Below are 25,618 nucleotides of genomic sequence, written 5' to 3'. Positions count from 1 at the left end.
GCTCACCACTTCACGATGGCATTGACCGCGACGGTGCGGCCGGGTTGGGCATAGCGTTCGATGCTGGTGGATGTCCGGCTCTGGCCGGTGACGTCCTGGGGATTCCAGTAGCGCTCGTCGGTCAGGTTGAAGAGCCCGGCGTTCACCGTGACGTTCGGCGTCACGTCCCAATAGGCCATCAGGTCCACCACCGTGGAGGAGGGCGGCTGGAAGAACCCCGCGTCGCTGACCCGCGACTTCCGCGCCGTGTAGGTGGTCGCCAGCTCGGCGCCCCAGGAATCCGCCGGATGGTCGTAGCGGATGCCGCCGACCAGCTTCAGCGGATCGACGCTGTCGATCGGGCGGCCGGTGTCCTCGTCCTCGCCCCGGGCGTAGCCCAGGCTGCCCAGCAGGGTGAAGCCGGCGCCCACGGCCCAGTCGCCGTGCGCCTCGGCGCCCCAGATCTTCACCCGCTCCAGGTTCCTCGCCTGGAAGAGCTGGAGCCCGCCGCTGGTCCCGACCACGACCTGCTCGATGAAGTCGCGGTAGCGGTTGTAGAAGCCGCTGACGCTGAAGGCGGCGGTTCCCAGGTTGCCGCGCAGGCCGGCCTCGAAGCCGTCGCTGGTCTCCGGCTCCAGGTCGGGGTTGGGCAGGACGACGTAGCCGAAGGCCGCGTTGGTGAAGCCGATATTGGCGTCGTCGTAGGGCGGGCTGCGGAATCCCCGGGCATACTGGCCGAACAGGGTGAAGCGGTCGTCCAGGCGGTACGTGGCGCCCAGCTTCGGCGACACCGCCGTCTCGGTCACCGTGCCGACCTGGAGCGCGCCGGGGTTGAGGTTGCGGTAGGCCTGGTCCGGGTCGGGGTCGAGCCGGTAATGGTCCACCCGGACGCCCGGGATCACGGAGAGCCGGCCGATCCCGATCTCGTCCTGGACATAGGCGCCGGCCAGCAGCGTCGTGCTGTCGGGGAAGGTCTTGTTGGGGAACAGCTCGCCGCCGATGAAGCGGGTGACGGCGCCGGTGACCAGGTTGGTCTCGGTCCGCTCCCGCGGGCGGGAGGTGTCGGAATAGTCGATGTCGATGCCGTAGGTGAAGGTGTTGGCCGTCCCCGCGATCTCGGCCCGGCTGAGCAGCTGGACGTCGAGGCCCCAGATATCCTGCTCGAACTCCTGGTCGGTGATGCGCAGCCGCGGCTGTCCCGCCGTCAGGCGGCGCTGGGTGCTGTCCTCGCTGCGGCCGACCCGCTGCCAGGAGAGCTGCCAGTCGACCTCGTCGATGAAGCCGATGGGTGCGTCGTGGGCGTGGTCCAGGCTGAGGCGGTAGCGGTCGGTGGTGTCGCGCCCCAGGCTGTCGAGCACCGTCGCCGAGCGTTCCGACCGGATGTCCGTCCAGGTCACGGCCTTCCGCAGCTCGCCGGTCAGCTTGAGCGTGTCGTGGTCGCCCGCGTTCCAGACCAGCTTGCCCAGCAGGTTGTTGGAGAAATAGTCCTGGGGGTTCGCCTCCGCCCGGCCGTTGGTCTCGACCTCCCGCCCGTCGCGCCGGGTCGCGACCAGCATTCCCTCCAGGCTGCCGGCGCGGCCGGCCACGGTGGCCGTGGTGGCGAGGCTGTTGTCGGCGCCGTCGTAGCCGGCCTTGGCGCTGACGAAGACGTCGCGGCCGAATTCCGTCAGGTAATCCGCCGGGTCCTTGGTGATGTAGGCGACCACGCCGCCGATCGCGTCGCTGCCGTAGAGCGACGAGGCCGGGCCGCGCACGATCTCCACCCGCTTGACCGTGTCCAGGTCCACATAGTCGCGGTTGAAGGTCGGGCTGGTCGCGGGGAAGTCCGGCAGCCGGGCGCCGTCCACCTGGACCAGCACCCGGTTCCCGCCGATGCCGCGGATCGTGTAATTGGTCAGGCCCGAGCGCGTCGGGTCGCTGCCGATCGACACGCCCGGCTCGTAGCGCAGCAGGTCGCGCGGGTCGGAGACCAGCCGCCGGTCGATCTCCGAGTCCGTGATGACGGAGACGGTGCCGGGCACCTCGTCCACCGGCCGCTCGCCTCGGGTCGCCGTCACGGTGACGGGGTCGAGGCGCAGCACGGATGCCGGCGGTTCCGCCGCCGTGACGGGGACCGGGGCGGCTTCCTGGGCGAGGGCGCCCACGGCGCCGAGGGCGACGATGCTGGTGGACATCAGGACCGTGCGGCTGAGACGGGCACCCCGGCCCGTCGACGTGATGCTAATGAAAATGGGAATCAGTCGCAATTGTAAAGTCTCCGGGCTGGAGTCGGCGGGGGTGGACCAGGAAATTGATAATGAGAATCGTTCGCATTAACAAGCTTCAAATCGGGCGGAAAAGGGGACGGCGCTTTCCGGGATCCCAGCCACACCGGGGCGGCGCCGTGCGGAAATCCGGAAAAGCAGCCCCGCGATCACCGGGCGGCCGCCCCATAATCCCATTAACGACAAACACTTAGCCGGGTATTCCGGAATGTCCGCTTCTTGGCATGGAACCTGCTGAACGGATCTCCAGTCGCACTGCCGCTCGACACGGAGAATGCCCGGCTTTCCAGGTGGGAAGCGACGGCAGAAGCGGTTCAGTCTAGGGAGAAGCACCATGCAGGCCACCGGAAGCGCGGCCGTGACCGCGCCTGTCCCCCACAAGAAGATCTATCACCACCTCTATTTCCAGGTGCTGTGCGCCATCGTGATCGGCGTGCTGGTCGGGTATTTCCATCCCGAGTTCGGCGCCAGCCTGAAGTGGCTGGGCGACCTGTTCATCAAGCTGATCAAGATGCTGATCGCCCCGATCATCTTCTGCACCGTCGTCCACGGCATCGCCAGCATGGAGGATATGAAGAAGGTCGGCCGGGTCGGCGTGAAGGCGCTGATCTATTTCGAGGTGATGACCACCCTGGCGCTGATCATCGGCCTGGTCGTCGTCAACCTGTGGCAGCCCGGCGCCGGCATGAACGTCGACGTCAACTCGCTCGACACCAAGGCGATCGCGGCCTACACCTCGAAGGCGGCCGAGCAGGGCACCATCGAGTATATCATGCACATCGTGCCGAGCACGGTGGTCGGCGCCTTCGCCGAGGGCGAAATACTCCAGGTGCTGTTCTTCGCGCTGCTGTTCGGCTTCGCGCTGTTCGCGCTGGGCGAGAAGGGCAAGCCGCTGCTGGGCATCATCGACCAGTCGGCCCACGTCTTCTTCAAGATCGTCGGCATCGTGATGAAGGTGGCCCCGATCGGCGCCTTCGGCGCCATGGCCTTCACCATCGGCAAGTACGGCGTCGGCTCGCTGCTGTCGCTGGGGCAGCTGATGCTGGCCTTCTACGCCACCTGCCTGCTGTTCATCTTCCTGGTGCTGGGCACGGTGGCGCGGCTGGCCGGCTTCAGCATCGTCAAGTTCATCAAGTACATCAAGGAAGAGCTGCTGATCGTCCTCGGCACCTCCTCGTCGGAATCGGTCCTGCCGCGCATGATCGCCAAGATGGAGCTGCTGGGCTGCGAGAAGTCGGTGGTCGGCCTGGTGATCCCGACCGGCTATTCGTTCAACCTGGACGGCACCTGCATCTACCTGACCATGGCGGCGATCTTCCTGGCCCAGGCGACCGGTACCGACCTGACGCTCAGCCAGGAGATCGGCATCATCGCCGTGCTGCTGCTGACCTCCAAGGGGGCGGCCGGCGTCACGGGAAGCGGCTTCATCGTGCTGGCGGCGACGCTGGCCTCGGTCGGGACCATCCCGGTCGCCAGCATCGCGCTGATCCTGGGCGTGGACCGCTTCATGTCCGAGGCCCGGGCCCTGACCAACCTGATCGGCAACGGCGTCGCCACCGTGGTGGTCGCCCGCTGGGAAGGGGCCCTGGATGTGGACCGCATGAACCGCCACCTGAACAACGAGACCGACGAGGAAGCCGACAGCCCCGAATCCGTCCTGGTGACGGAGGAGGAGACGGCGGGCATCGGAACCGGGCACATCGGAACCGGGCACATCGGAACCGGGCACATCGGGGCCGGGCAGGGCGCCGGCGCCCGGGCCTATTGATCTTCGCCCGGCCTATCTTCACCTTGCCCGGGAGGTCCTGCTGACGCAGAGTCCGGCGGCGCCAGACCGGCGCCGAAGGAGCGAGCCATGCAGGACAGCCTGACCGTGCTGCTGGTCGAGGACGACAACGCGGTCCGCGCGGCCAGCATCCAGACGTTCCAGCTCGCCGGCATCGAGGCCAAGGGCTTCGGTGCCGCCGAGCCGGTCCGCGACATGATCCACCCCGACTTTCCCGGCGTCATCGTCACCGACGTCCGGCTTCCCGGCATGAACGGGCTGGCGCTGCTGGACCACGCCATGCGGGTCGATCCCAAGCTGCCGGTGGTGCTGATCACCGGCCACGGCGACATCGCCATGGCGGTGGACGCCATGCGGGTCGGGGCCTACGACTTCATCGAGAAACCTTTCCCGACCGACCGCCTGGTCAACTCGGTCCAGCGCGCGCTGGAGCGCCGCGCCCTGACGCTGGAAGTCGAGACGCTGCGCCGGAAGCTGTCCGACCGCGAGGGGATCGAGTCCATCCTGCTCGGCCAGTCCCCGGCCATCCAGGAGGTCCGGCGGGTGATCCTCCAGGTCGCCGACACGGCGGCCGACGTGCTGATCCTGGGCGAGACCGGTACCGGCAAGGAGCTGGTCGCCCGCTGCCTCCACCAGTTCTCCCGCCGCCGCGACGCGAACTTCGTCGCGATCAATTGCGGCGCCATGCCGGAGACCATGTTCGAGAGCGAGATCTTCGGCCACGAGTCCGGCGCCTTCACCGGCGCCAGCCGCCAGCGCATCGGCCGGCTGGAACATGCCGACGGCGGCACGCTGCTGCTCGACGAGATCGAGTCCATGCCGCTGGCGCTCCAGGTCAAGCTGCTGCGGGCGCTGCAGGAGCGTGTCGTCGAACGGCTGGGATCGAACCGGGAGATCCCGATCGACATCCGCATCGTCGCGGCCACCAAGGAGGACTTGGCGGAGCTGAGCCGGCAGCAGCGGTTCCGAAGCGACCTCTATTACCGGCTGAACGTGATCTCGGTGACGCTTCCGCCGCTGCGCGAGCGCCGCGAGGACGTGCCGCTGCTGTTCGAGCATTTCGTGCTCCAGGCGGCGGCACGGTACCGGCGCGAGGCGCCCGTGCTGTCGAGCGCGCAGCGCCGGCAGCTGATGGCCCATGCCTGGCCCGGCAACGTGCGGGAGCTGCGAAACGTCGCCGACCGCTTCGTGCTGGGCATCCACGGCACTCCGCTCGACCCGGCGGGCGACGCCGCCTCCGCCGAGCCGCCGTCCTTCGCGGAGCAGGTGGACGCTTTCGAGCGGGCGGTGATCTCGGAAGCCATGGCCCGCCACCAGGGCAACATCGGCGCCGTCAGCGACAGCCTGAAGCTACCGCGCAAGACGCTCTACGACCGCCTGAAGCGCCTGAACCTGCCGATCGAGACATTCCGGTGAGGCTTTGCCTGTACAACCGTAGGTCGGCTAGAGCGAAGCGGCAGCCGACGAAGCCGGCGCGTTGCTGTCGGCTGCCGCTTCGCTCTAGCCGACCTACGGCCCAACATTAAGGAGTTTGCGGTATACTAATCCGCGCCTCTGTTTCGAAGAGGTGACGATAAGAAGGGCTTGCGACATGCTGATGAAGAACCCTCCGCATCCGGGTCTGACCATCAAGCACGACTGTCTTGAGCCATTGGGACTGACGGTGACCAAAGGCGCTGAGATCCTGGGTGTCAGCCGCAAGACGCTTTCCGATCTTGTGAACGGGCGAGCGGGAGTTTCTCCCGAAATGGCCATTCGTCTGTCCAAGGCGTTCGGCACTCGGCCTGAAGTCTGGGCGGGCCTTCAGCTCGACTACGACATGGCTCAGGCCATGCGGAAGGAGAGCGAAATCATGGTACAAAGAGTCGTCATGCCTGAGGCCGCTCAAGGCTGCTGAAGCAACTTCGAGGAGAGCGGCACGCCGCCAATCGACCCCGCGTCCCCGGCATCCGCCAGGGACGCGATCCGGCTTATCAGGTCTGCCGGCGCTCGATCTCGACGCCGATGCTGGCCGCTTCGGCGAAGACGTCCAGTTTCTCGACGCGGACGGTCGCGACGCGCACCCGGCGGTCGATCAGCAGGCGCTCGGCGATGCGCTCGGCCAGCGTCTCGCACAGGTTGACGTGGCCCGCGGCGACGATCTCCTTCACCGTCGCGACCATGGTGTCGTAGGACACCACGTCGGGCAGGTGGTCGCGCGACGGGCCGGGTCGCAGCTCCACCTGGAGATCGAGGTTGACGCGGATCCGCTGGGGCTTGTCCCGCTCGTGCTCGTACGCGCCGATCATCGCGTCCAGCACGAGGTCACGGATGAAGACACGGGTGAGCGCCCGCTCGGCGGAGGGGCGCGCCACCGGGGCGACGACTTGTGCGAAAAGCTTGTTCATGGCGCGCTGATTTACCATTCCGCCCCCTCTAAGCCAAGCGTCGGCGATGAAACAATAAAGGGTGGATCAGCAATGCAGCTCTGCGAGAACTTTCTGGCGGAGCATGTCGATTGGCCGCTGCTCTCCACTGCTGGTCTCGAAGTGCCAGAAAGTCCAGCCGTTGCACGCCGGAAGTCCCTGCATCGCGGCGCCCACCTGATGGATCGAGCCGCAATGGTTGCCCAGGTGGTTGGTGCCGATCAGCATGCCGTCGGCCCGGACATGGGCGGTATGGATGCGCCGCTGGTCGAACAGCGTGGCCCCGGGACTGAGCAGCCCGCGCTCGACCAGCCAGCCGAACGGCACGCGCGGCGCCTGCCGCTTGGTCGGGGCGTACAGCAACTCCTTGTCCGGAGCCTCCTGCACGGAGGCGATCCGGGCATTGGCGACCTGGGCGTACTGGTGCTCGCGCTCGATGCCGATCCAGGACCGCCCCAGCCGCTTCGCGACGGCGCCCGTCGTGCCGGTGCCGAAGAACGGGTCCAGCACCACGTCGCCCGGCTCGGTCGAGGCCATGATGCAGCGGTAGAGCAGGGCTTCCGGCTTCTGAGTCGGGTGGGCCTTGTTGCCGTCGGCGTCCTTCAGCCGCTCCTGGCCGGTGCACAGCGGGAAGAGCCAGTCGCTGCGCATCTGGAGATCGTCGTTGAGGCTCTTCATCGCCTCGTAGGAGAAATGGTAGCGCGCCTCCTTGGACTTGGCGGCCCAGATCAGCGTCTCGTGCGCGTTGGTGAAGCGGCGGCCCCGGAAGTTGGGCATCGGGTTGGTCTTGCGCCAGATGATGTCGTTGAGCAGCCAGAAGCCCAGGTCCTGGAGCGCCGCCCCGACGCGGAAGATGTTGTGGTAGCTGCCGATCACCCACAGGCAGCCGTCGTCCTTCAGCGCGTGCCGGGCGCCCGCCAGCCAGTCGCGGGTGAACCGGTCGTAGGTCGCGAGGTCCGCGAACTTGTCCCAGTCCTCCTCCACCCCGTCGACGCGGGAATGGTTCGGGCGGAGCAGGTCGCCCCCCAGTTGCAGGTTATAGGGAGGGTCGGCGAACACCATGTCGACCGAGCCGGCCGGCAGGCCGTTCATGACGGTGACGCAATCGCCGACCAGGATACGGTTCTGGTGCATGGGGATCACGGTGGAAGGCGCCTTGGCGGGGGGCCTGCGGAGGGCCTTGGGGGAGGAAAGTGCTTGACTCATTCGCGCAACATGAGTCGAGCGCGAATCCGCGTCAATCCTTATTTCTCGAACCCGGAGTCGGGACTCGCTTTCTCGGTACCCTGAGTCGCCAATGCCACTTTCACCGGACCGAAGCTGCGCCGGTGGTGGGGCGTGACTCCTAAAGAAATCAATGCTTTGCGGTGTTCGGCCGTCGGATAGCCGGCATTCCGCTCCCAGCTGTAGCCGGGATGGGTCCGGGCGAGCGCGGCCATGATCCGGTCGCGTTCGACCTTGGCGACGACCGACGCGGCGGCGATCGACAGCGACGCGGCGTCGCCGCCGACGATGGTCCGCACGGGGCAGGCGAGGTCCGGCGCCTTGTTGCCGTCCACCAGCGCCACGCCGGGCCGGACGCCGAGCGCCTCGACCGCCCGCTTCATGGCGAGCAAACTCGCGCGGAGGATGTTGAGCCGGTCGATCTCGCCCACGTCGGCGATGCCGATCGCGACCGTCGCGGAGGCGCGGATCAGGGGAGCCAGCTCCTCCCGCACGCCGGGTTTCAGCAGCTTGCTGTCGTTGACCAGGGCGGCGAGGGCGGGGGGCAGGCCGTCCGGCGGCAGGATCGCGGCCGCCGCCACCACCGGCCCGGCCAGCGGCCCGCGCCCGACCTCGTCCACGCCGCAGACGATGGTTCCGGTGCCGTAGCCGGCGGCGATCTCGTGGGTCAGGTCGGGCATGGGCAGGGTACCGGCAGTGGAAGGGCGTCCGCGAAGGCGCCCGTGATACCCGAACCGCTCCCGTCAGGCCAGCAGGCGCTTCAGATGGTCGGCCAGCCGCAGCGCCAGCGCCACGATGTTGATCGTGACCATGGCGCAGCCGCCGGTCGGAAGGACCGAACCGCCCGCGACGAAGAGATTGGACAGGCCATGGACGCGGCAATCGTGGTCGACGACGCCGAGGCGTGGATCGTCGCTGATCCTCGTGGTGCCCATGTAGTGGCTCGACTGGTGGATCGTGTCGGGCCAGGGCAGGCCCGGTCCCGCCGGCTCGAGCTGGAGCCTGCCGGTGCCGCCCGTCCCGTCGCCGGCGCCGATCGCGCGGGCGACGAGGTCCTGGCCGACCGCCCAGGTCCGCTTGTCCTGGTCGGTGGTGCGCCAATCGACCACCATGCGGGGCATGCCCAGCGGGTCCGGCCTGTCGCCCAGCCTGATCCGGCTGTCGGGGTTGGGAACCTGTTCGAAGAAATGCTGGATCTCGTAGATGCTGGTATCGGCGGCGAACACGCGGTTCCAGCTTCCCTTCAGGGCGGAACCGAAATCTCCGACCAGGGCCGCCAGGTCGTTGCGCAGGTGGTCCGACAGCTGGGCGTGCCTCAGCCGGTACAGCAGATGGCGCAGCGCCTGGTAGCCCGCCGTCTGCTCGCCCTCGAAGGTCCTGTTGATGAAGGCGACGTAATTGCCGATGCCGGCCGCCTCCTGCATCTCGGGAGTGGGCTGGAGCCCCACGAGCATCCTGACGGCGGTGGGAGAGGTGCGGTCGGCCCAGCCCTCGGCGTCGTAGAAGCGGTAGAGGTCGTCGGCGCCGGGGATCATCGCCCGGCCGGACACCATGTTCAGGTGTTCCATGAAATAGCGGCCGACGGCGTCGTGCCGGTTGCCCAGGCCCGCCGGTTCCCTGTCGTTGGACAGCAGGAGCAGGCGGGCGTTCTCGATCCCGGCGGCGAGCACGACGGCGCGGGCCGAGATCGTGTGGGAGCGGCCGGTCAGCGTCCTGACCTCGAGCCCGGTGACGGTCCCGGCGGAGTCGTCGGTCCGCAGCCCGACCGCGGTCCCGTTGAGCATGACGGTCACGTTCGCGGAGTCGGGTTCCAGCTCGCCCCCGTAGCGGTGGCCGAACTGGGTCCGCGGGCTCCGCTGGTAGACCTTCTCGCGGACGAGCCCGGTATCGAGCGGCAGCCGGACGACCTCGAAGTCCGGCTCGGCCAGGACCCATTCGTCCACGTCGTAGCCGCGGTCGCCCAGCTCGAACAGGGGTTGGGCGCGCTGCCAGTAGGGCAGCATCTCCTCGTGCTTGATCGGCCAGCCGGAGAAGGGCACCCAAGGGCGCGGCGCGAAGTCGATCGGGTCGAGCGGGGCGCAATTGCCGCCCCACAGGCTGGTCGTGCCCCCGAACAGGCGGGCCCGGAAGGATTCCAGGTCGAGCTTCAGGTCGGCGGCGTTGTCGGCTTCGTTCAGGGCCGCGACCTCGGCGTCGAAGTCGAAGCCGCCGCTTTCCAGCAGCAGCACCTTGATCGGAAGCCCGAGCATGTCGCGCGCGATCGAGATGCCGGCGGCCCCGGCGCCTACGATGCACAGGTCGGCGTCGAAATGCTGCCCGGTCGGGAACTGCCGGATGTCCAGGATCATGGAAGTGTCTTCGCGTAGGATTGACGGCGGCTCGGCACGCCGCCGTCAAACAGGCCGGTGTCAGTGCGCCGGGCCGCCGCTGCCGCCGGCATGGACCGCCCCGAGAATCCGCCGCCCCGCGGAATGCAGGGTGGCGCGGGACCGGACCGCCAAGCTTCGGCCGATCCGCTTGCCCAGGCGGGGCAGGCTGAAGAAGGGATTGAGGGACAGGGCTGCGGTCAGGCACAGGACGGCCCGGAAGGTCCGCTTCTCGGCATTGTGGATGCTGGCGTTGCGGTAGTTCTGCCGGGCCATGCCGTCGATCCATTCGAGCAGGCGGACATGGGCCGGTGCGCTGTCCAGGGCGCGCATGAACTCCACCGGCGGGCAGATCGCGCAGCCGGCCAGGACGGCGCGGTTGCGGGCCTCGATGTACCGGATCAGGCGGATCTGGTGGGCCGCCTTGCCCGACGTCACGCTGCCGCCGTGGACGCGGTAGTCGGTCAGCGCCAGCGGCAGAACCCGGGCCGGGCCGAACGCGACCAGCCGGTGCAGCAGTTCGAGATCCTCGGCCGAATTGAAGAACGGGTCGTACCCGCCGATCTCCAGCGCCAGGTCACGGCGGAACATCACCGTCGGCCCCTGGATCACCAGCATGCCGCCGGTCGCCCGCTTGCTCTCGAACTCCTCCTGCGTCGCCGGTCCGGTCCGCAGGGTGCGTAGGGGTCTGCCCTTGCGGTTCACCAGCCGGGCATGGCTTCCCCACAGGACCACCGAGGGATCCTGTTCGGCCGCCTTCATCTGGAGTTCCAGCCGGTTCGGATGCATGACGTCGTCCGCGTCGAGCCGGGCGATCCAGGGGTATCTGGCTTCCCGGAGCCCGATGTTGCAGTTCAGGCTGATGTTGCGGCAGTTGTTCAGCAGAAGCCTGATCCGGTCGTCCTGGCCCATCAGGCGCCTGACGATGTCGAGGGTGCCGTCCGTCGAGCCGTCGTCGCAGACCAGCAGTTCGAAATGGGGGAATGTCTGTGCCCTGACGCTCTCGATAGCCTGTTCGATGAATTCCGCGGAATTGTAGGACGGCATGACGATCGAAATCATGAGCAGTGGACCTTTGCGCTTTTGACCTAAATTTGTCCTCCTGGTTAGCAGGCGGGATGCCCGCCCCGACACCGCCCAAACGGCCCTAGAACATCAACCCTAGAACACTCAGAGCGAAAGCTACTCAGTTCAGGTAAGATTCGGTTCAGCCGGCTACCTCCGAACCGCCCCGGCGTTCGATCAAAGAGAAATGTGTTCTCTTTACGTTCTATTCGCGACGGTCTATCCTGGCCCTCATGGACGAGATCACGCGCAGGGCTCTCAAGGGGCGGGGGGCGATCAGCAACGAGAGTTCGCGTTTCGAGCGCGAGCGGCGCGTGCTGGTGGACGACGGCTGGACGGCGAACGGCGGCGAGGATCCGCCGCCGGTCCGGACGACCGTCCTGGACGACCGCGCCCGCAGCGTCATCGCCCGCAACAGCTCGCCCGACATCCCGTTCGAACAATCGGTCAATCCCTATCGCGGCTGCGAGCACGCCTGCATCTATTGCTTCGCCCGCCCGACCCACGCCTATCTGGGGCTGTCGCCGGGGCTGGATTTCGAGACGCGCCTGTTCCGCAAGCGGGACGCGGCCGAGTTGCTGGCGCGGGAGCTGCGCGCGAAATCCTATGTCTGCCGGCCGCTGGCGATCGGCGCCAACACCGACCCTTACCAGCCGATCGAGCGGGAGGAGCGGATCACCCGCGCGGTGCTGGAGGTCTGCCGGGACTTCAACCAGCCGGTCTGCATCATCACCAAGTCGGCGCTGGTGACCCGCGACCTGGATATCCTGGCTCCGATGGCGGCGAAGCGGCTGGCGAGCGTCGCCGTGTCGGTCACCACGCTCGACCGGGACCTCGCCCGCCGGATGGAGCCGCGCGCCGCGACGCCGCCCCGGCGGCTGGAGGCGATCCGGGAATTGACGGCGGCGGGCGTGCCTGTCTCGGTCCTCGCCAGCCCGATGGTGCCGGGGCTCAACGACCACGAGCTGGAAGCGATCCTGGAGGCCGGCGCGGAGGCGGGAGCCGCCGGCGGCAGCTATATCCTGCTGCGGCTGCCGCTGGAGATAAAGGACCTGTTCGAGGAATGGCTGCGCGAGCACGTTCCCGACCGGGCCGACCGCGTGCTGAGCCTGATCCGGCAGGCGCGGGCCGGCGGCCTCTACCAGTCCGAGTTCGGCACCCGCATGACCGGCACCGGCCCGATCGCCGAACTGCTGTCCCGCCGCTTCAAGCTGGCCTGCCGGCGGCTGGGCCTGAATGGGCGGCGCTGGGACCTGGAATGCGGGCTGTTCAGGCCGCCGCCGGCGCCCGGGGACCAATTGCCGCTGCTTTGAGGGCTGTCGGCATGGACCATCATTGCGGATACTTGATTGTAGGAGATCGACAGCCTGTGCGACTTGGGGGCGCCGTAACGGCTAGAGCGGTTCGCGAGCAGGTCAATCGGCCCGGGACGGCTGATCCAGTGCGTTGCGCCATGGGCGCAACCTACGAGCTTCGGCCCGCATCACCTCCGCCCTGCATCGAGCCGTAGGTTGCGCCCATGGCGCAACACAGCGCGGCGAGTGGAACGGCCGGCGGCGCTAGGCGTACTCGGGATCTGGATATCGCGGCTGCTATTCGTCTGGCCCGGACGCTTTGAGGGATCGAGCATGTCCAAGACCGAAACCCGTCCATGGGACATCGTAGACAGCCTCACCAACGAGGATCGCATCGCCGCAAACCTGGAAGCTGTCCTGGAGGACGGCGATCCGGAACTTGTCGCGGCAGCGCTCGGCAATATCGCGCGGGCGAAAGGCATGACGGACATGGCGCGCCGCACCGGGCTGGGGCGACAGAGGTTGTACAAAGCCCTGGCACCGGGCGGCAATCCGGAGTTCGCAACCGTGTTGAAGGTGATCCGCTCGCTTGGTCTACGTCTCAGCGCCACCGTGGACCCTGAAGGTCCAGGGACCTGACACGGTGCATTCTCGTTTTTTGGAACACGACCTCCAGGCCCCTCAACAGCTCCATCGTAGGTCGGCCTCGGCCGAAGGCCGACGCCGACACCATGGCCGGAGCGTTGATGCAGGGTGTCGGCGTTCGCCCTGCGGGCGAAGGCCGACCTACGGCGAACCGGTCAAGGCATTGGCGGGCGGTGCCGGGAAGCGCTCAGGTCAAAGGCTATCCCGCACCCGCGCGATCGTCGCCGGGTCGAAGAAGTCTTCGATCCGCTCCCGCACGTGGGCGACGGTGCGCGGGTCGATGCCGGCGCCGAACGCGGCCGATCCTTCCACCTTCCAGCGCGCCATCCAGGACAGGGTGCGCAGCCAGACCAAGCGGCGGGCGATGCCGAACCAGGGACGCACCGCCTCGGCCATGGCCGGCGGGACGGCGTCGCTCCAGGCGGCGTAGAAACGCCGGGTGTCCTCGCGGGAAAGGACCGCGGCCACATCGGGGTCCCAGGTGGTCGAGGTGTAGAGGCTGGCGTGGGCCAGGTCGATTGCCGGAAGCCCGTCGGTCGCCTTCTCCAGGTCCACGAACCAGGCCTTTCCCCGATCGTCGATCAGGAAATTGCCGGGATGGGTGTCGGTGCCGACCAAAGCTACCGGGGGCTCCGGGGTCGTCGGCAGGGTGCGGACCCACTCCAGCTCGGCGTCGAGGTGGGCCAGGGTCTCCCGCGCCAGCCCGGCGCGGGCGAAGCAGGGCGCCTGCCGCTCGATCACCCGGATGGTGGCCTGGATCGGGTTGGCCGCCGGTTCCGCCGACAGGACATGGAGGGAGGCCAGCGCGCGGGCGATGGCCGGCATGTCGTCGGGCAGGTGCGGCGGGCGCCCGGCGATCTCCTCGACCAGGAGGGCGCCCATGGGCAGGTCCGCGCCGGGTTCCAGGACGCCTGCCAGGAGCGGCGTGTGGCCGCCGGGGGCGGCGCGGGTGAAGGCGGCCGCCTGGTGGCGCAGGTTGGCGGCGGGATCGAGGCCGATCTGGCTCCAGCGCGGCACCCGCGCCAGAACGCCGCCCGGCAGGCGCAGATGGGCGTGGGCCATACCCTTGGGCGGCAGCGGCAGCGGATCGGCGTCCAGCCCCAGGCGGTTTCGGAGCGCGGCCGGGAGATGCCGGTCAGGCAAGGGTCCTTCAGGCACCGGCGGGCTTCACATGCTCCATCAGGCGGGGCATCAGCTCGACCAGGTTGCAGGGCCGGTGCCGGTTGTCGAGCTGGAACTTCAGGATGCCGTCCCAGGCGTCGCGGCAGGCGCTGGGCGAGCCGGGCAGGGCGAACAGGTAGGTCCCGCCGGTCACGCCGCCGGTCGCCCTGCTCTGGATCGTGGAGGTGCCGACCTTCTCGTAGCTGATCATGCGGAACAGCTCGCCGAAGCCGGGGATCTCCTTGTCGTAGATCGCGTGGAACGCCTCCGGCGTCACGTCGCGTCCGGTCACGCCGGTGCCGCCGGTCGAGATCACCACGTCGATGCCGGGATCGGCGATCCAGGCCTGGACCTGGGCGATGATCGAGGGAATGTCGTCCTTGACGATCGCGCGGGCGGCGAGGCGGTGGCCGTCGGCGGTCAGGCGCTCCACCAGGGTGTTGCCCGACCTGTCGTCTGCCTCGACCCGCGTGTCCGACACGGTCAGGACCGCGATGTTGACCGCGAGGAAGGGCCGGGACTCGTCAATCTTTGCCATCGGTGGCCACCTGCTGAACTGTCTTCGGCGCGGGAGCATCGCCGTCCCCTGCCATATAAACCGGCCACCGGCCGGCCGCAATGGCCTCCAGGGACGGCAAGGGCCGGCCCAGGCGCTGGCTGTAGATCCAGTAGTTGGTCAGCACCTGCTCGACGAAGGTGCGCGTCTCCCGGACGGGCAGGCTCTCGATGAACAGCAGCGGGTCCTTGACCTGGGACAGGCGCCGCCGCCAGCGCTGGAGGTTGCCGGGGCCGGCATTGTAGGCCGCGACGGTCAGGATCAGGTTGTCCTCGATCCCCTTCTGCTCCAGCAGGTAGCGCACATAGTGCTGGCCCAGGGTCATGTTGACTTCCGGCTCGTACAGGTCCGGCTTGCCCCGGGTCAGCTCCAGGATATCGGGCGTCAGCTTGCCGGCGACGTAGCTCGCGGTGCTGGGCATCAGCTGCATCAGGCCCCTGGCCCCGGCGCCGCTCCGGGCATCCGGCTCGAACCGGCTTTCCTGGCGCATCAGGGCGAACAGCAGCGCCCGGTCCACGGTGAAGCCGCCGCGCGGCTCCCACGGGGGCAGGGGATAGAGCGCCGAGTCGTAGGCGGTTCCGTCCGAATCCGTCAGCACGCTGCCGAGCCGCATGGCGAGCGACGGCATGCCGGCCATGTCGGCCAGGGCGACCAGCGCCTGCTCCAGCGTCCTGTTGCCGCGCGCCTCGATCCGGCGCAGCTCCTGCTCCGCGCTCTCGCGCCGGCCGGCCTGGACCAGGGCTATGGCGCGCCGGCCGGCCGGATGCTCGGCCAGGACGCGGACATGGCGCCGCGTCAGGATCGGCTCCCGCAGGCCGGCATCGGAGATGTTTCCGAGGGCCTGCCGGGCGATCAGGCCATAGAAGGTCCGGGGATGCCGGGCGGCCTCGGCCAGCCACCTGGCGGCCTCGTCGGCGCGGCGGGCGCGCTGGTGCGCCCGGGCGGCCCAGTAGGCGCCGGCGGAACGGTCCCAGGGCGAAGCCGACTCGGCCTGGGCGAACGCCTGGAAGTGCCGGGCGGCCTTGTCGTTCTGGCCGATCCGCCAGGCCGCGATGCCGGCGCTCCAGCTTCGCCCGCCGGCCGACGGGGACGCCGGCTCCGGCTTCGGGGGGGCGGCCACCGCGGCCGATGCTGCGACGGTCACGGCGCCGGCGGGTAGCACGGGACCTTCCGCCGCGACCTTGGCGGCCTGGATCGGTGCCTCGACCGCGAGGCCCCGCCGCGGGGCGGCGGCCTGGAGCCCGCGATCCGACGCGTAGGCGCCGTTCTGCCCGGCGGGCAGGGATGCCGCCTGGCCCCGCGGGGCCGGCGGCTTGCGCTCGCCCCGGGCCATGCGGCGCAAGGCCAGCTGGTAGACCCTGTCGGCCCCGGGATGGTCGGCGAACCGTTCCAGCCAGCCGCGAAGCTCGTGATAGCCGGCCTTGTAGGAGGGATGCATCAGCCGCTGGTACTCGACATGCCCGATCAGGCGCATGTCGGTCACCTCGCCGATCAGCTTGTCGGCGGCGTTCCAGTCGCCGGAGTCCTGAAGCTCGAAGATCCGGCGGTAGCGCCCCGCCTCCTGCGCGGTGAGTTGCGAGTCGTGCGTGGCGGCCCGGCTCTGTCGGCTGGGTACGACCGGAACGTCCACCGACCAGGGGGCCGACGACTCGTCAGATTTGTAAGCGGTATCCCGGTCGCGCGCTGAAGCCTGACCGGCACCCGGGAAAGGGAGCAGGACCAGGACGGCAAGGCACAGGAAGGCACCGCTGAGGAGGTGTGAGCGCAGGCACCGAATGGTTAAGCCTGCGTTAACAATCTTCCCGGACATGAGGGACAAATACCGGATGTTTTCCGGACCCACAAGCGTCCATGTCGGGCCGGACCTTGCATACCCCGGTCAACCGGCCGGGGCTGCGGCCGGCAGACCAATGATTCCAATCCCTTAAGTCACCAGAAATTTCTTCTTGAAAGCCAACAGGTCGCGCCAGGCGTCGCGCTTCATGGCCGGCTGGCGCAGCAGGAAGGCCGGGTGATATGTGGGCAGGACGGGAATCGGCTTGGCGGCGGCCGAGGGGGTGAACTCGAACCAGCGGCCGCGCAGCCTCATGATGCCGTCGGTGCGGTTCAGCAGGGCGCTCGCCGAGGTGCCGCCCAGCAGCATCAGCCCTTCGGGAGCCACCAGCTCCACGTGCCGCTCGACGAAGGGCAGGCAGGTCTGGATCTCGTTGGGGTTGGGCTTGCGGTTGCCGGGCGGGCGCCAGGGCAGAATGTTGGTGATGTAGATCTGGGTGCGGTCGAGTCCGATGCAGGCCAGCATCTGGTCCAGCAGCTTGCCGCTCTTGCCGACGAAGGGAAGGCCCTGGCGGTCCTCGTCCTCGCCCGGCGCCTCGCCGATCAGCATCAGCCGCGCCTTGGGGTTTCCGTCGGCGAAGACCAGGTTGGTGGCGGTCGTCTTCAGCGCGCACCCCTCGAAGGCCGCCATGGCGGCGCGGAGCGAGTCGAGGTCGCCGGCCTCCGCCGCCATGGCGCGCGCCGTGGCGCCCGCCGCGGGCGTGCCGAGCAGGGGTTGCTGGACCGGGCGGCCTGCCGCGGCCGGGGCGGCGCGGGGCGGCAGGGTGCGGCCTCCGGTCCCGGCACCGGAGCCGGGAAGCTGCCGCGCCTGTCCCGGGGCCGCGGGCGCAGGGGCGGGCGCCGCGCGCGCGACGACCTTCGTCCAGTCCGTGGGAGTGTCCGCGATCGCCTCGTCCGCGCCGACATCCAGGTGCCAGCGCAGCAGAGCGACGATTTCGCGCATGTCAGATTCGCTCAAAACTCACCTTGGGCGGCGCTCATTCATGGTTTGACCCTAGCATCGAACCTATGTTCTTTCATCGACCGGAAACGGAGAACCGGAACTAGAGATAGGCAGCCAAAGCCGGATTCGGAGATGCCGTGGCGAGGGCATGGTCTGTTGGACCGGATCCATAGGGCTTGGTAGGGGAAGGAACCATGGAACGCGAGGTAATGGAATACGACGTCGTGATCGTCGGAGCCGGGCCGTCGGGCCTGAGCGCCGCGATCCGGCTGAAACAGCTCGCCGCCGAGCAGGAACACGAGGTGTCGGTCTGCATCCTGGAGAAGGGCTCCGAGGTCGGCGCCCACCTGCTCTCGGGCGCGGTGCTGGAGCCGCGGGCGCTGAACGAGCTGATCCCGGACTGGAAGGACAAGGGCGCGCCGCTCAACACGCCGGCCACCGAGGATTATTTCCTCCACCTGACGGAGAAGCGCTCGCGCCGGCTCAAGACGCCGCCGCAGATGAACAACCACGGCAACTACATCATCAGCCTCGGCGAGTTCGGCCGCTGGCTGGCGGCGCAGGCCGAGGAGCTGGGCGTCGAGATCTATCCGGGATTCGCGGCGGCCGAGGTGCTGTACCGCGAGGACGGCTCGGTCAAGGGTGTGGCCACCGGCGACATGGGCATCGGCAAGAACGGCGAGAAGACCGACGCCTACACGCCGGGCATGGAGCTGCACGCGAAGCAGACCCTCTTCGCCGAGGGCTGCCGCGGCTCGCTGGCCAAGGGGCTGATGGAGCGCTTCGACCTGCGCCGCGACTGCGACCCGCAGACCTACGGCATCGGCATCAAGGAGCTGTGGGAGATCGACCCGGCCAGGCACAAGGAAGGCCTGGTGGTCCACACCATCGGCTGGCCGATGGACGAGAAGACCTACGGCGGCTCGTGGATGTACCACATGGCGGGCAACCAGGTCTCGATCGGCTTCGTCATCGGGCTGGACTATGAGAACCCGCACCTGTCGCCCTTCGACGAGTTCCAGCGCTTCAAGCTGCACCCCGACATCCGCAAGTACCTGGAGGGCGGGCGGCGGATCTCCTACGGCGCGCGGGCCTTGAGCGAGGGCGGGTTCCAGTCGATCCCCAAGCTGACCTTCCCGGGCGGCTGCCTGGTCGGAGACAGCGCGGGCTTCCTGAACGTGCCCAAGATCAAGGGCAACCACACCGCCATGAAGAGCGGCATGGTGTGCGCCGAGGCGGTGTTCGACCTGCTGAGGTCCGAGGCCGGCGAGGTCGAGGCGGTCGCATATCCCGAGCGGCTGAAGGAAAGCTGGCTGTGGGAGGAGCTGTACCATGTCCGCAACATCCGGCCGTCGTTCCGGCGGGGGTTGTGGGGCGGGATCGCGTATTCGGCCTTCGACACCTTCGTGATGCGGGGCAAGGCGCCGTGGACGTTCCACAACCACGCCGACCATCTCCAGCTGAAGAAGGCGAGCGAGATGCCGAAGATCCAGTACCCCAAGCCGGACGGGGTGCTGACGTTCGACCGCCTGTCGTCGGTGTTCATCTCGAACACCAACCACGAGGAAAACCAGCCGGCGCACCTGACGCTGAAGGACCCGACGATCCCGATCCGGATCAACCTGCCGGACTACGACGCGCCGGAGCAGCGCTATTGCCCGGCGGGGGTGTACGAGATCGTGCGGGACGACTCGGGCGCCAATCCCAGGCTCCAGATCAACGCGCAGAACTGCGTCCACTGCAAGACCTGCGACATCAAGGACCCGACGCAGAACATCAACTGGGTCGTCCCGGAGGGCGGCGGCGGGCCGAACTACCCGAACATGTAGGCCGCTGGGATCCGGATCAGGGGAACCTGGAGGACGCGGCCACGGCCATGGTCTCGGCCTGGCCGACGTCCTCCCCGCCGGTGATCACGCAGATGGTCAGCGGCTGCCGCTTTCCCCTGAAGTGGAAGACGGCGGGGCTGCATCCGGGACCGCTGCCGGTGTGGCCTGCCGCGCCGGAGCCGCCGGGAGCCAGTTCGACCATCAGCCCCAATCCGTAACCCGGCTCGATCCAGGGCCGGCCCGGCATCGGATCGGCGACCCGCCGGGCCGCCGTCATCAGATCCAGCAGGGGACGGGGCAGCAGCGTGCCGGCCAGGATGCCGTGGAGCAGGCACGCTGCGGCATCGGGGGTCGCGGCGGCGACGCCGTGCGACACCCAGCCGGGATGGTAGCGGGCGGCGACCGGCACCGGCGGCCCGCCGTTCCCGAGATAGCGGCTCGGCCCCAGGTCCAGCCCCTCCAAGTCGGCCCGGGTGACGGGCACGAAAGCGTCGGTCACTCCCAAAGGCTTGAAGACGAGGTCCGCCAGCATGGCGCCGAAGCCGAGGCCGGTTTCCCGGCAGAGGATCCGGCGGACCAGCATGTAGCCGATGTTGGAATAGGCCCAGCCCCGGCCGGGCTCGAACAGCCGGCGTCCGGCACCTGTCCGCGACCAGTACTCGTCATCGCTCCAGGGTTCCTGCCCGGCCTTCACCGCCGCATTGTACTCGGGGATACCGCCATAGTCGGCCAGACCGCCGTCGTGGTGGAGAAGCTGGCGCAGCGTGATCCCGCCGGCGATGGATCCCGGCACGGCGGGCTCCTCCAGGAGGTGATCGAGATCGAGCCGTCCCCGGTCCACCAGGCGGAGGGCCGCCGCGGCCATCAGCGTCTTCGTGAAACTGTAGAGCAGGTACCGGCCGGACCGCTCGGCGACGGCGCCGTCCCGGCCGACGGTTCCGGACCATCGGTCGGCGCCGTGGATGATCGCCACGCCGGCCCGGCCCGCGCCCGTCGCGAACCGGGTTGATATCTCCTTCAAGGCCGCTTCCATCATTCGGGGAGTATTGCCACTCGGCCCAGGTGCTACAAGATGGATGACGGGCCGACCTCTTCTTCGGCCGGTTGAGCGCGTGGGCGGCGGGAGCGGGGATGGAAGACCGGCTGATACTGGAAATTTCCGAATGGGTCGCCGAGGCCGGGCTTGCAGGAGCCTCGGAGACCGAACTGGTCGACGGGTTCTGCCGCCGGCTGGTCGAGTACGGCGTCCCGCTGACGCGGGTGGTGGCCCTGATCGATACCCTCCATCCCGTCCTGGAAGCCCGCACCTTCCATTGGCACCGGAGGAAGAACGAGACCACGGCATCCGAGTACGCCCGCTCGCTGGCCCGGGAGAACGAGGACAAGTGGCTGAAAAGCCCGTTCCACTACCTGATGGAAAGCGGCGGGAAATCCCTGCGCTGCCGGTTCATCGACGGCGACTGCCCGTCCGACCGCTTTCCCGTGATGGGCGAATTGCGGGACGAGGGGATCACGGACTATCTGGCGGTCAGCACCCTGTTCGGCAAGTCCATGACGATCGGGATGATGGACAGCCTGGTGTCGTCCTGGTCGACCGACGGACCCGACGGGTTCGACGAAACCCACATCACGATCATGGAGCGCAGCCTGCCGTTCCTGGCGCTGGCGATCCGCGACGTGTCGGTGGGACGCATCGCCGAGACGCTGGTCGAGACCTACCTGGGCCGCGACGCCGGCCGGCGCGTGCTGGGCGGCTATATCGAGCGCGGCGTGACCGAGCGGATGAGCGCCGTGCTGTGGTTCAGCGACCTCCAGGGCTTCACCCGGATCACCGACACGGTCGATCCGGAACAGGTGATCCCGCTGCTGAACGACTATGCCGACGCGATCGTCTCCTCCATCCACGACCACCAGGGGCAGGTGATGAAGTTCATGGGCGACGGCATCATGGCGATCTTCAGCGGCGCGGAGGACGGCGAGCTGTGCAACCGCTCGCTCGACGCCGCCGAGGAGGCCCGGCGCCGCGTCGCCGCGCTGAACAAGCGGCGCAAGGCCGAGGGGCTGCCCTGGACGCGCTTCTACCTGGGCCTGAATGTCGGCGAGGTGTTCTACGGCAACATCGGCAGCGAGGACCGGCTGGACTTCACCGTGATCGGCCCCGCGGTCAACGAGGTCGCCCGGATCGCGGCCATGTGCCGGTCCCTGGACCAGGACGTGCTGCTGTCCTCCGCTTTCGCCGGTTCCGCCGAGACCTGCGCCGCCCGGCTGGTGTCGGTCGGCCGCTACGCGCTCCGCGGCGTCGGCCGCCCGCAGGAACTGTTCACCCTGGACCCGGAGGCGGTGGCGGGCGGCAAGGGAGCCTGCGCCTTGCAAAGGTGATGGGCCTGCTTTGTTCGAGGCCTCTATGGAATGAAGAAAATTGGCCACAGATGACGGCGATATCCTCAGATGATCCAGTTCGCATCTTTGTCCATCGCCGTAATCTGTGGCAACAGCCTGACTTACGCTTGCGCCGCTCCCGCTGGAGCGGTGCCCGATCGGCTTGGCCCGGCCGGAAACCGCTTTAGAACTGGTCCTCCGACAGCGCCATCACCGTGCGGTGGCCTTCGGTGATCGGGGTCAGCAGGCTGGCCGCCTGGGGCAGGAACTGGTCGGCGAAGAAGCGGGCGGTGATCAGCTTGGCGTCCAGGAAGCGCTGGTCGGCGTCCGGGTCGGCCTGGCCCTGCAGGGCGGCCATGGCGGCGCGGGCCATCAGGAAGCCGCCGGTGGTGATGCCGAACATCCGCAGATAGTTCGCGGCGCCGGCCGCCGCGGCCTGGGGCATGCGCTTGCCGTGCTCGACCAGCCAGGCCGTCGCCTTCTCCAGCGCGTCCACCGCCTTGCCCAGGGCGATGGAGATCGCCGCCATGTCGTCGCCCGGCAGGTGCTTCAGCGCCTCCACCGTCTCGCGCATCTCGGCGAACAGGTTGCCGGCGGCGGCGCCGCCGTCGCGGATCACCTTGCGGAACACCAGGTCGTTGGCCTGGATGCCGTTGGTGCCCTCGTAGATCGGGGTGATCCGGGCGTCGCGCAGGTGCTGGGCGGCGCCGGTCTCCTCGATGAAGCCCATGCCGCCATGGATCTGGATGCCGGTCGAGGCGTTCTCCACGCCCAGGTCGGTGCACCAGGCCTTCACCACGGGGGTCAGCAGGTCGGCCATGGCCTGGCCCTTGGCGGCCTCGGCCGGATCGGCGTGCTTCTTCGCGACGTCGAGGGCGGCCACGGCGTAATAGGTCAGGGCGCGGGCGGCTTCGGTCTGCGCGCGCATGGTCATCAGCATGCGGCGGACGTCGGGATGCCGGACGATCGAGACCGGTTCGCCCTTGGCGTCGGTCATGTCGCGGCTCTGCACCCGCGTGCGGGCATAGTCGCGGGCCTGCTGGTAGGCCCGTTCGGAGATCGCGACGCCCTGGAGCCCGACGCCCATGCGGGCGTTGTTCATCATGGTGAACATGTACTCGATGCCGCGGTTCTCCTCGCCGACCAGATAGCCGATCGCCCCGTCGTTGTCGCCGAACGCCATGACGGCGGTCGGGCTGGCGTGGATGCCCAGCTTGTGCTCCAGGCTGACGCAGCGCAGGTCGTTGCGCTCGCCCAGCGATCCGTCGGGATTGACCAGGAACTTCGGCACGACGAACAGCGAGATCCCCTTGATGCCGGGCGGCGCGTCGTTCAGCCGGGCCAGCACCATGTGGATGATGTTCTCGGTGAAATCATGCTCGCCGTAGGTGATGTAGATCTTCTGGCCGGAGATCCGGTAATGGCCGTCCTCGCGCACCGCCCGGGTCCGGATCGCGGCGAGGTCGCTGCCCGCCTGCGGCTCCGTCAGGTTCATGGTGCCGGTCCATTCGCCCGAGATCAGCTTGCCCAGATAGATCTCCTTCAGCGCGTCGCTGCCGTGCTCGGTCAGCGCCTCGACGGCGCCCTGGTTCAGCATAGGGCACAGGGCGAAGGACATGTTGGCCGCCTGCCACATCTCCTGCACCGCCATGGCGAGGGTCCAGGGCAGCCCCTGGCCGCCATGCTCGGGATCGAACGGCACGCTGTTCCAGCCGCCTTCCTGGTACTGGCGGTACGCCTCCCGGAAGCCCTTGGGGGTGCGGACGACGCCGTTCTCCAGCACGGCCCCTTCCTGGTCGCCGGAAAAGTTGATCGGCGCCAGCACGTTGGAAGCAAGCTTGCCGGCTTCGTCGAGGATCGCGTCGACCATGTCGGGCGTCGCATCGGCATAGCCGGGCAGGCTGGTGATGCGGTCCATGCCGACCACCTCGTTCAGCACGAAGCGCATGTCCTGGATGGGGGCGGAGTAGGGGATCATGGTAGGCAAGGTCCTCCCGAGACCGTGAGCTTTGGTCGAGGATGCCGGCGGTTCCGGCGGCATCCCCGGGAAAGATAGCGCGGGCGCATGCGGCTTGCGAGCCTTGCGACACGGTAACGCGTGGGGCGCGGTACTGGCATGGGGATTGCTGATTGGTGGGCGGAACCCGTTGGTAGAGGCCGTCATGTCGAACCCTGCAAACCTGATGCGCGCATCCGATCCCCAGCAGTACCGCGCCGCCGCGGGGGCCGCCCCCCAGGCGATCCAGGCGGCGGTGCGCCAGGCGAGCGACCGGACGGGGGTAGATTTTTCCTACCTCATGGCAAAAGCTGCCCAGGAAAGCAGTTTCGACCCGGACGCGAAAGCCGCGACCAGCAGCGCCACGGGACTTTACCAGTTCATCGAGAGCACCTGGCTGAACATGGTCGAGCAGCACGGAGCCAAGTACGGCCTGGGCCGGGAGGCCGCCCAGGTCCAGCGCCGCTCCGACGGCACTCCCTACGTGCAGGACCCGCAGGCGCGGCGCGACATCCTCGACCTGCGGAAGGATCCGAAGGTGTCGTCGTACCTGGCGGCGGAGTTCGCGCGCGACAACCAGACGCAGCTCGAACAGAGCGTCGGGGGGCGGATCGGGCCGACCGAGCTCTACATGGCCCATTTCCTGGGGGCGGGCGGGGCATCGAGGTTCCTCAACGGCATGCGCCAGAACCCGGACCAGCCGGCCGCCGCCCTGCTGCCCGAAGCGGCGTCTGCCAACCGCGGCGTGTTCTACGACAAGTCGGGCAAGGCGCTGTCGGTCGGCCAGATCTACGACCGGTTCGCCGCGAAGTTCGACGGGATGGACGGGAACTCCATGACGGCGTCGACCGGTGCCATCGGCATGCCGTCCAGCCGGTCGGCCTGGAGCAGCGACGGAGGGTTCCGGTCGCCCTTCGGCAGGGCCGCCGCGCCGAATTCGGAGCCGACTTCGCTGTTCACGGTCATGGTGCTGTCCCAGCTGGGCACGCCGAAGGACGAGGGCACCGCCGCCGACGGGTCGAAGAACGGGGCGCGGGGGGCGGCCAAGGCGATCAGCGCGCCGATGCCGGGCCTCGGCGCGGTCTGAAGTGGCGCCCGGCCGTGCGGCGGGCTAGGGTGGCCGGATGGACGATGATCGCATTCCAACCGAGCTCTGGGTCAAGGCGCATGTGCGCCGCTGCGTCGCCGAGGCGATTCCGGCCTACGTCGTGCGCAAGGGCTCCCCTTACGGCGGCCTCGTCATGCTGAAGCTGAACCAGCTGGAGCAGGGCTGCCGGGTGCTGACCCAGACGCGCGACATGGAAGGGCGTACGGCCTGGCTCGCCGCCCGGGAGAACGCCCTGATGCCGGAGGCCGACGCCGACGCCTATATCGAGCGCGCCGTCAAGCGCGACCCCGACCTGTGGGTGATCGAGATCGAGGATCGGGCCGGCCGGCATCCCTTCGAGGGAAAGCTGATCTGAAGGCCCGGCTTCCAGCCATGGCATCCAAATCCCGGTTCATTCCCGGTTCAGGGCCGGTACTGGGGAATCGGCGCGTCGGAAACGCCCGCTCCCCCGGTGCCGATCGGACCGGAACGGCTGCGCCCCGTGACGAAGTCCGAGGAACGTCCGGTGTCGCGATCGCTGGTGCCGCCGCCAGACCCGCCGGTTCCCATCTGGCTGTTGGGGCCGGAATAGCCCGCGCCGCCGGTACCCAGGGTGTTCGTCGTGCTGGACGGCGTGGGGCCGCCGCCCCGGCTGCCGCTCCAGCCCATGTTCTCGCAGGCGGCCAGGGACAGGAGGGCCAGACCGGCGATGGCAACTCTCATGTAACGCGTCATGGCGCTCTCCACTGCAAAACTGTGATTTCGGCAGGGCATTCAACAACCGGGGGCAGCATTTGTCACCGGA

The 25,618-nt window shown here is 68.5% G+C and carries 22 protein-coding genes; 9 read left to right on the top strand and 13 right to left on the bottom strand.

Annotated features, from left to right (window positions below):
• Positions 1-2: 2 nt before the first annotated feature.
• Positions 3-2,153 (bottom strand): TonB-dependent hemoglobin/transferrin/lactoferrin family receptor, encoded by a 2,151-nt coding sequence (locus tag IGS68_RS17375; RefSeq protein WP_201071844.1) that lies wholly within the window; start codon positions 2,151-2,153, stop codon positions 3-5.
• A 424-nt stretch (positions 2,154-2,577) separates the two neighbouring features.
• On the opposite strand from IGS68_RS17375, the gene IGS68_RS17370 reads away from it, so the two are divergent.
• The 3 genes from IGS68_RS17370 (at position 2,578) to IGS68_RS17360 (ending at position 5,926) form a co-directional block, all read left to right on the top strand.
• The gene (locus tag IGS68_RS17370; RefSeq protein ID WP_201071842.1) at positions 2,578-4,011 is read left to right on the top strand and encodes a dicarboxylate/amino acid:cation symporter; all 1,434 of its coding nucleotides are present in this window, start codon (positions 2,578-2,580) and stop codon (positions 4,009-4,011) included.
• An 87-nt stretch (positions 4,012-4,098) separates the two neighbouring features.
• Positions 4,099-5,445 carry a sigma-54-dependent transcriptional regulator gene (locus IGS68_RS17365; protein WP_201071839.1) on the top strand — a complete coding sequence of 449 codons (1,347 nt, stop codon included), beginning with the start codon at positions 4,099-4,101 and terminating at the stop codon, positions 5,443-5,445.
• Positions 5,446-5,596: 151 nt separating this feature from the next.
• Complete coding sequence (locus IGS68_RS17360; RefSeq protein ID WP_247880943.1) at positions 5,597-5,926, top strand: HigA family addiction module antitoxin; 330 nt, start codon at positions 5,597-5,599, stop codon at positions 5,924-5,926.
• A 76-nt stretch (positions 5,927-6,002) separates the two neighbouring features.
• Here the strand turns inward: IGS68_RS17360 and folB are convergent, their stop codons facing one another.
• The 5 genes from folB to IGS68_RS17335 form a co-directional block, all read right to left on the bottom strand.
• Positions 6,003-6,416: a dihydroneopterin aldolase gene (gene folB, locus IGS68_RS17355; protein WP_201071833.1), complete on the bottom strand. Its 414-nt coding sequence runs from the start codon at positions 6,414-6,416 to the stop codon at positions 6,003-6,005.
• Positions 6,417-6,482: 66 nt separating this feature from the next.
• Entirely contained in the window at positions 6,483-7,568 is a 1,086-nt protein-coding gene (locus IGS68_RS17350) for a site-specific DNA-methyltransferase (protein ID WP_201081439.1), read from the bottom strand.
• 110 nt (positions 7,569-7,678) lie between these two features.
• On the bottom strand, positions 7,679-8,338 hold the full coding sequence (locus tag IGS68_RS17345; RefSeq protein WP_201071830.1) for a ribonuclease HII: 660 nt from the start codon (positions 8,336-8,338) through the stop codon (positions 7,679-7,681).
• Between the two features lie 63 nt (positions 8,339-8,401).
• Positions 8,402-10,006, bottom strand: a complete 1,605-nt coding sequence (locus tag IGS68_RS17340) for a GMC oxidoreductase (RefSeq protein WP_201071828.1) — start codon at positions 10,004-10,006, stop codon at positions 8,402-8,404.
• A gap of 60 nt (positions 10,007-10,066) precedes the next feature.
• A complete protein-coding gene (locus tag IGS68_RS17335) occupies positions 10,067-11,086 on the bottom strand; it encodes a glycosyltransferase family 2 protein (RefSeq protein ID WP_201071826.1) in 1,020 nt (339 codons plus the stop codon).
• Positions 11,087-11,322: 236 nt separating this feature from the next.
• Here IGS68_RS17335 and IGS68_RS17330 point away from each other — a divergent pair, with 236 nt between their 5' ends.
• Positions 11,323-12,402 carry a PA0069 family radical SAM protein gene (locus IGS68_RS17330; RefSeq protein ID WP_201071824.1) on the top strand — a complete coding sequence of 360 codons (1,080 nt, stop codon included), beginning with the start codon at positions 11,323-11,325 and terminating at the stop codon, positions 12,400-12,402.
• Between the two features lie 315 nt (positions 12,403-12,717).
• Positions 12,718-13,023: an addiction module antidote protein gene (locus tag IGS68_RS17325; RefSeq protein ID WP_201071822.1), complete on the top strand. Its 306-nt coding sequence runs from the start codon at positions 12,718-12,720 to the stop codon at positions 13,021-13,023.
• Between the two features lie 198 nt (positions 13,024-13,221).
• On the opposite strand, the gene IGS68_RS17320 is transcribed toward IGS68_RS17325, so the two are convergent.
• The 4 genes from IGS68_RS17320 to IGS68_RS17305 all read right to left on the bottom strand — a co-directional run bounded on the left by IGS68_RS17320 (position 13,222) and on the right by IGS68_RS17305 (position 17,522).
• Complete coding sequence (locus tag IGS68_RS17320) at positions 13,222-14,172, bottom strand: phosphotransferase (protein ID WP_247880942.1); 951 nt, start codon at positions 14,170-14,172, stop codon at positions 13,222-13,224.
• 7 nt (positions 14,173-14,179) lie between these two features.
• Positions 14,180-14,728 carry a molybdenum cofactor biosynthesis protein B gene (moaB, locus tag IGS68_RS17315; RefSeq protein WP_201071820.1) on the bottom strand — a complete coding sequence of 183 codons (549 nt, stop codon included), beginning with the start codon at positions 14,726-14,728 and terminating at the stop codon, positions 14,180-14,182.
• Positions 14,715-16,376: a lytic transglycosylase domain-containing protein gene (locus IGS68_RS17310; RefSeq protein WP_201071818.1), complete on the bottom strand. Its 1,662-nt coding sequence runs from the start codon at positions 16,374-16,376 to the stop codon at positions 14,715-14,717. Before IGS68_RS17310 ends, moaB begins: the two co-directional genes overlap by 14 nt.
• A 294-nt stretch (positions 16,377-16,670) precedes the next feature.
• Complete coding sequence (locus tag IGS68_RS17305; RefSeq protein ID WP_201071815.1) at positions 16,671-17,522, bottom strand: uracil-DNA glycosylase; 852 nt, start codon at positions 17,520-17,522, stop codon at positions 16,671-16,673.
• Between the two features lie 194 nt (positions 17,523-17,716).
• Between IGS68_RS17305 and IGS68_RS17300 the strand changes: the two genes are divergently transcribed.
• Positions 17,717-19,351, top strand: a complete 1,635-nt coding sequence (locus IGS68_RS17300) for an electron transfer flavoprotein-ubiquinone oxidoreductase (RefSeq protein WP_201071812.1) — start codon at positions 17,717-17,719, stop codon at positions 19,349-19,351.
• A gap of 16 nt (positions 19,352-19,367) precedes the next feature.
• Here the strand turns inward: IGS68_RS17300 and IGS68_RS17295 are convergent, their stop codons facing one another.
• Complete coding sequence (locus tag IGS68_RS17295; RefSeq protein WP_247880941.1) at positions 19,368-20,372, bottom strand: serine hydrolase domain-containing protein; 1,005 nt, start codon at positions 20,370-20,372, stop codon at positions 19,368-19,370.
• A 110-nt stretch (positions 20,373-20,482) separates the two neighbouring features.
• On the opposite strand from IGS68_RS17295, the gene IGS68_RS17290 reads away from it, so the two are divergent.
• Positions 20,483-21,730: an adenylate/guanylate cyclase domain-containing protein gene (locus IGS68_RS17290; protein ID WP_201071809.1), complete on the top strand. Its 1,248-nt coding sequence runs from the start codon at positions 20,483-20,485 to the stop codon at positions 21,728-21,730.
• A gap of 184 nt (positions 21,731-21,914) precedes the next feature.
• Here the strand turns inward: IGS68_RS17290 and IGS68_RS17285 are convergent, their stop codons facing one another.
• Positions 21,915-23,708 (bottom strand): acyl-CoA dehydrogenase, encoded by a 1,794-nt coding sequence (locus IGS68_RS17285; protein ID WP_201071806.1) that lies wholly within the window; start codon positions 23,706-23,708, stop codon positions 21,915-21,917.
• Positions 23,709-23,892: 184 nt separating this feature from the next.
• Between IGS68_RS17285 and IGS68_RS17280 the strand changes: the two genes are divergently transcribed.
• The gene (locus tag IGS68_RS17280; protein ID WP_201071803.1) at positions 23,893-24,813 is read left to right on the top strand and encodes a transglycosylase SLT domain-containing protein; all 921 of its coding nucleotides are present in this window, start codon (positions 23,893-23,895) and stop codon (positions 24,811-24,813) included.
• Between the two features lie 37 nt (positions 24,814-24,850).
• Positions 24,851-25,189, top strand: a complete 339-nt coding sequence (locus tag IGS68_RS17275) for a DUF1491 family protein (protein ID WP_201071798.1) — start codon at positions 24,851-24,853, stop codon at positions 25,187-25,189.
• A gap of 47 nt (positions 25,190-25,236) precedes the next feature.
• On the opposite strand, the gene IGS68_RS17270 is transcribed toward IGS68_RS17275, so the two are convergent.
• Positions 25,237-25,548, bottom strand: a complete 312-nt coding sequence (locus tag IGS68_RS17270; RefSeq protein WP_201071796.1) for a hypothetical protein — start codon at positions 25,546-25,548, stop codon at positions 25,237-25,239.
• Positions 25,549-25,618 lie beyond the last annotated feature (70 nt).

It is taken from the genome of Skermanella sp. TT6 (assembly GCF_016653635.2).
Lineage (GTDB): Bacteria > Pseudomonadota > Alphaproteobacteria > Azospirillales > Azospirillaceae > Skermanella > Skermanella cutis.
The sequence above is the reverse complement of the archived record's forward strand: the minus strand, read 5'-3'. Positions and strand labels throughout refer to the sequence as shown.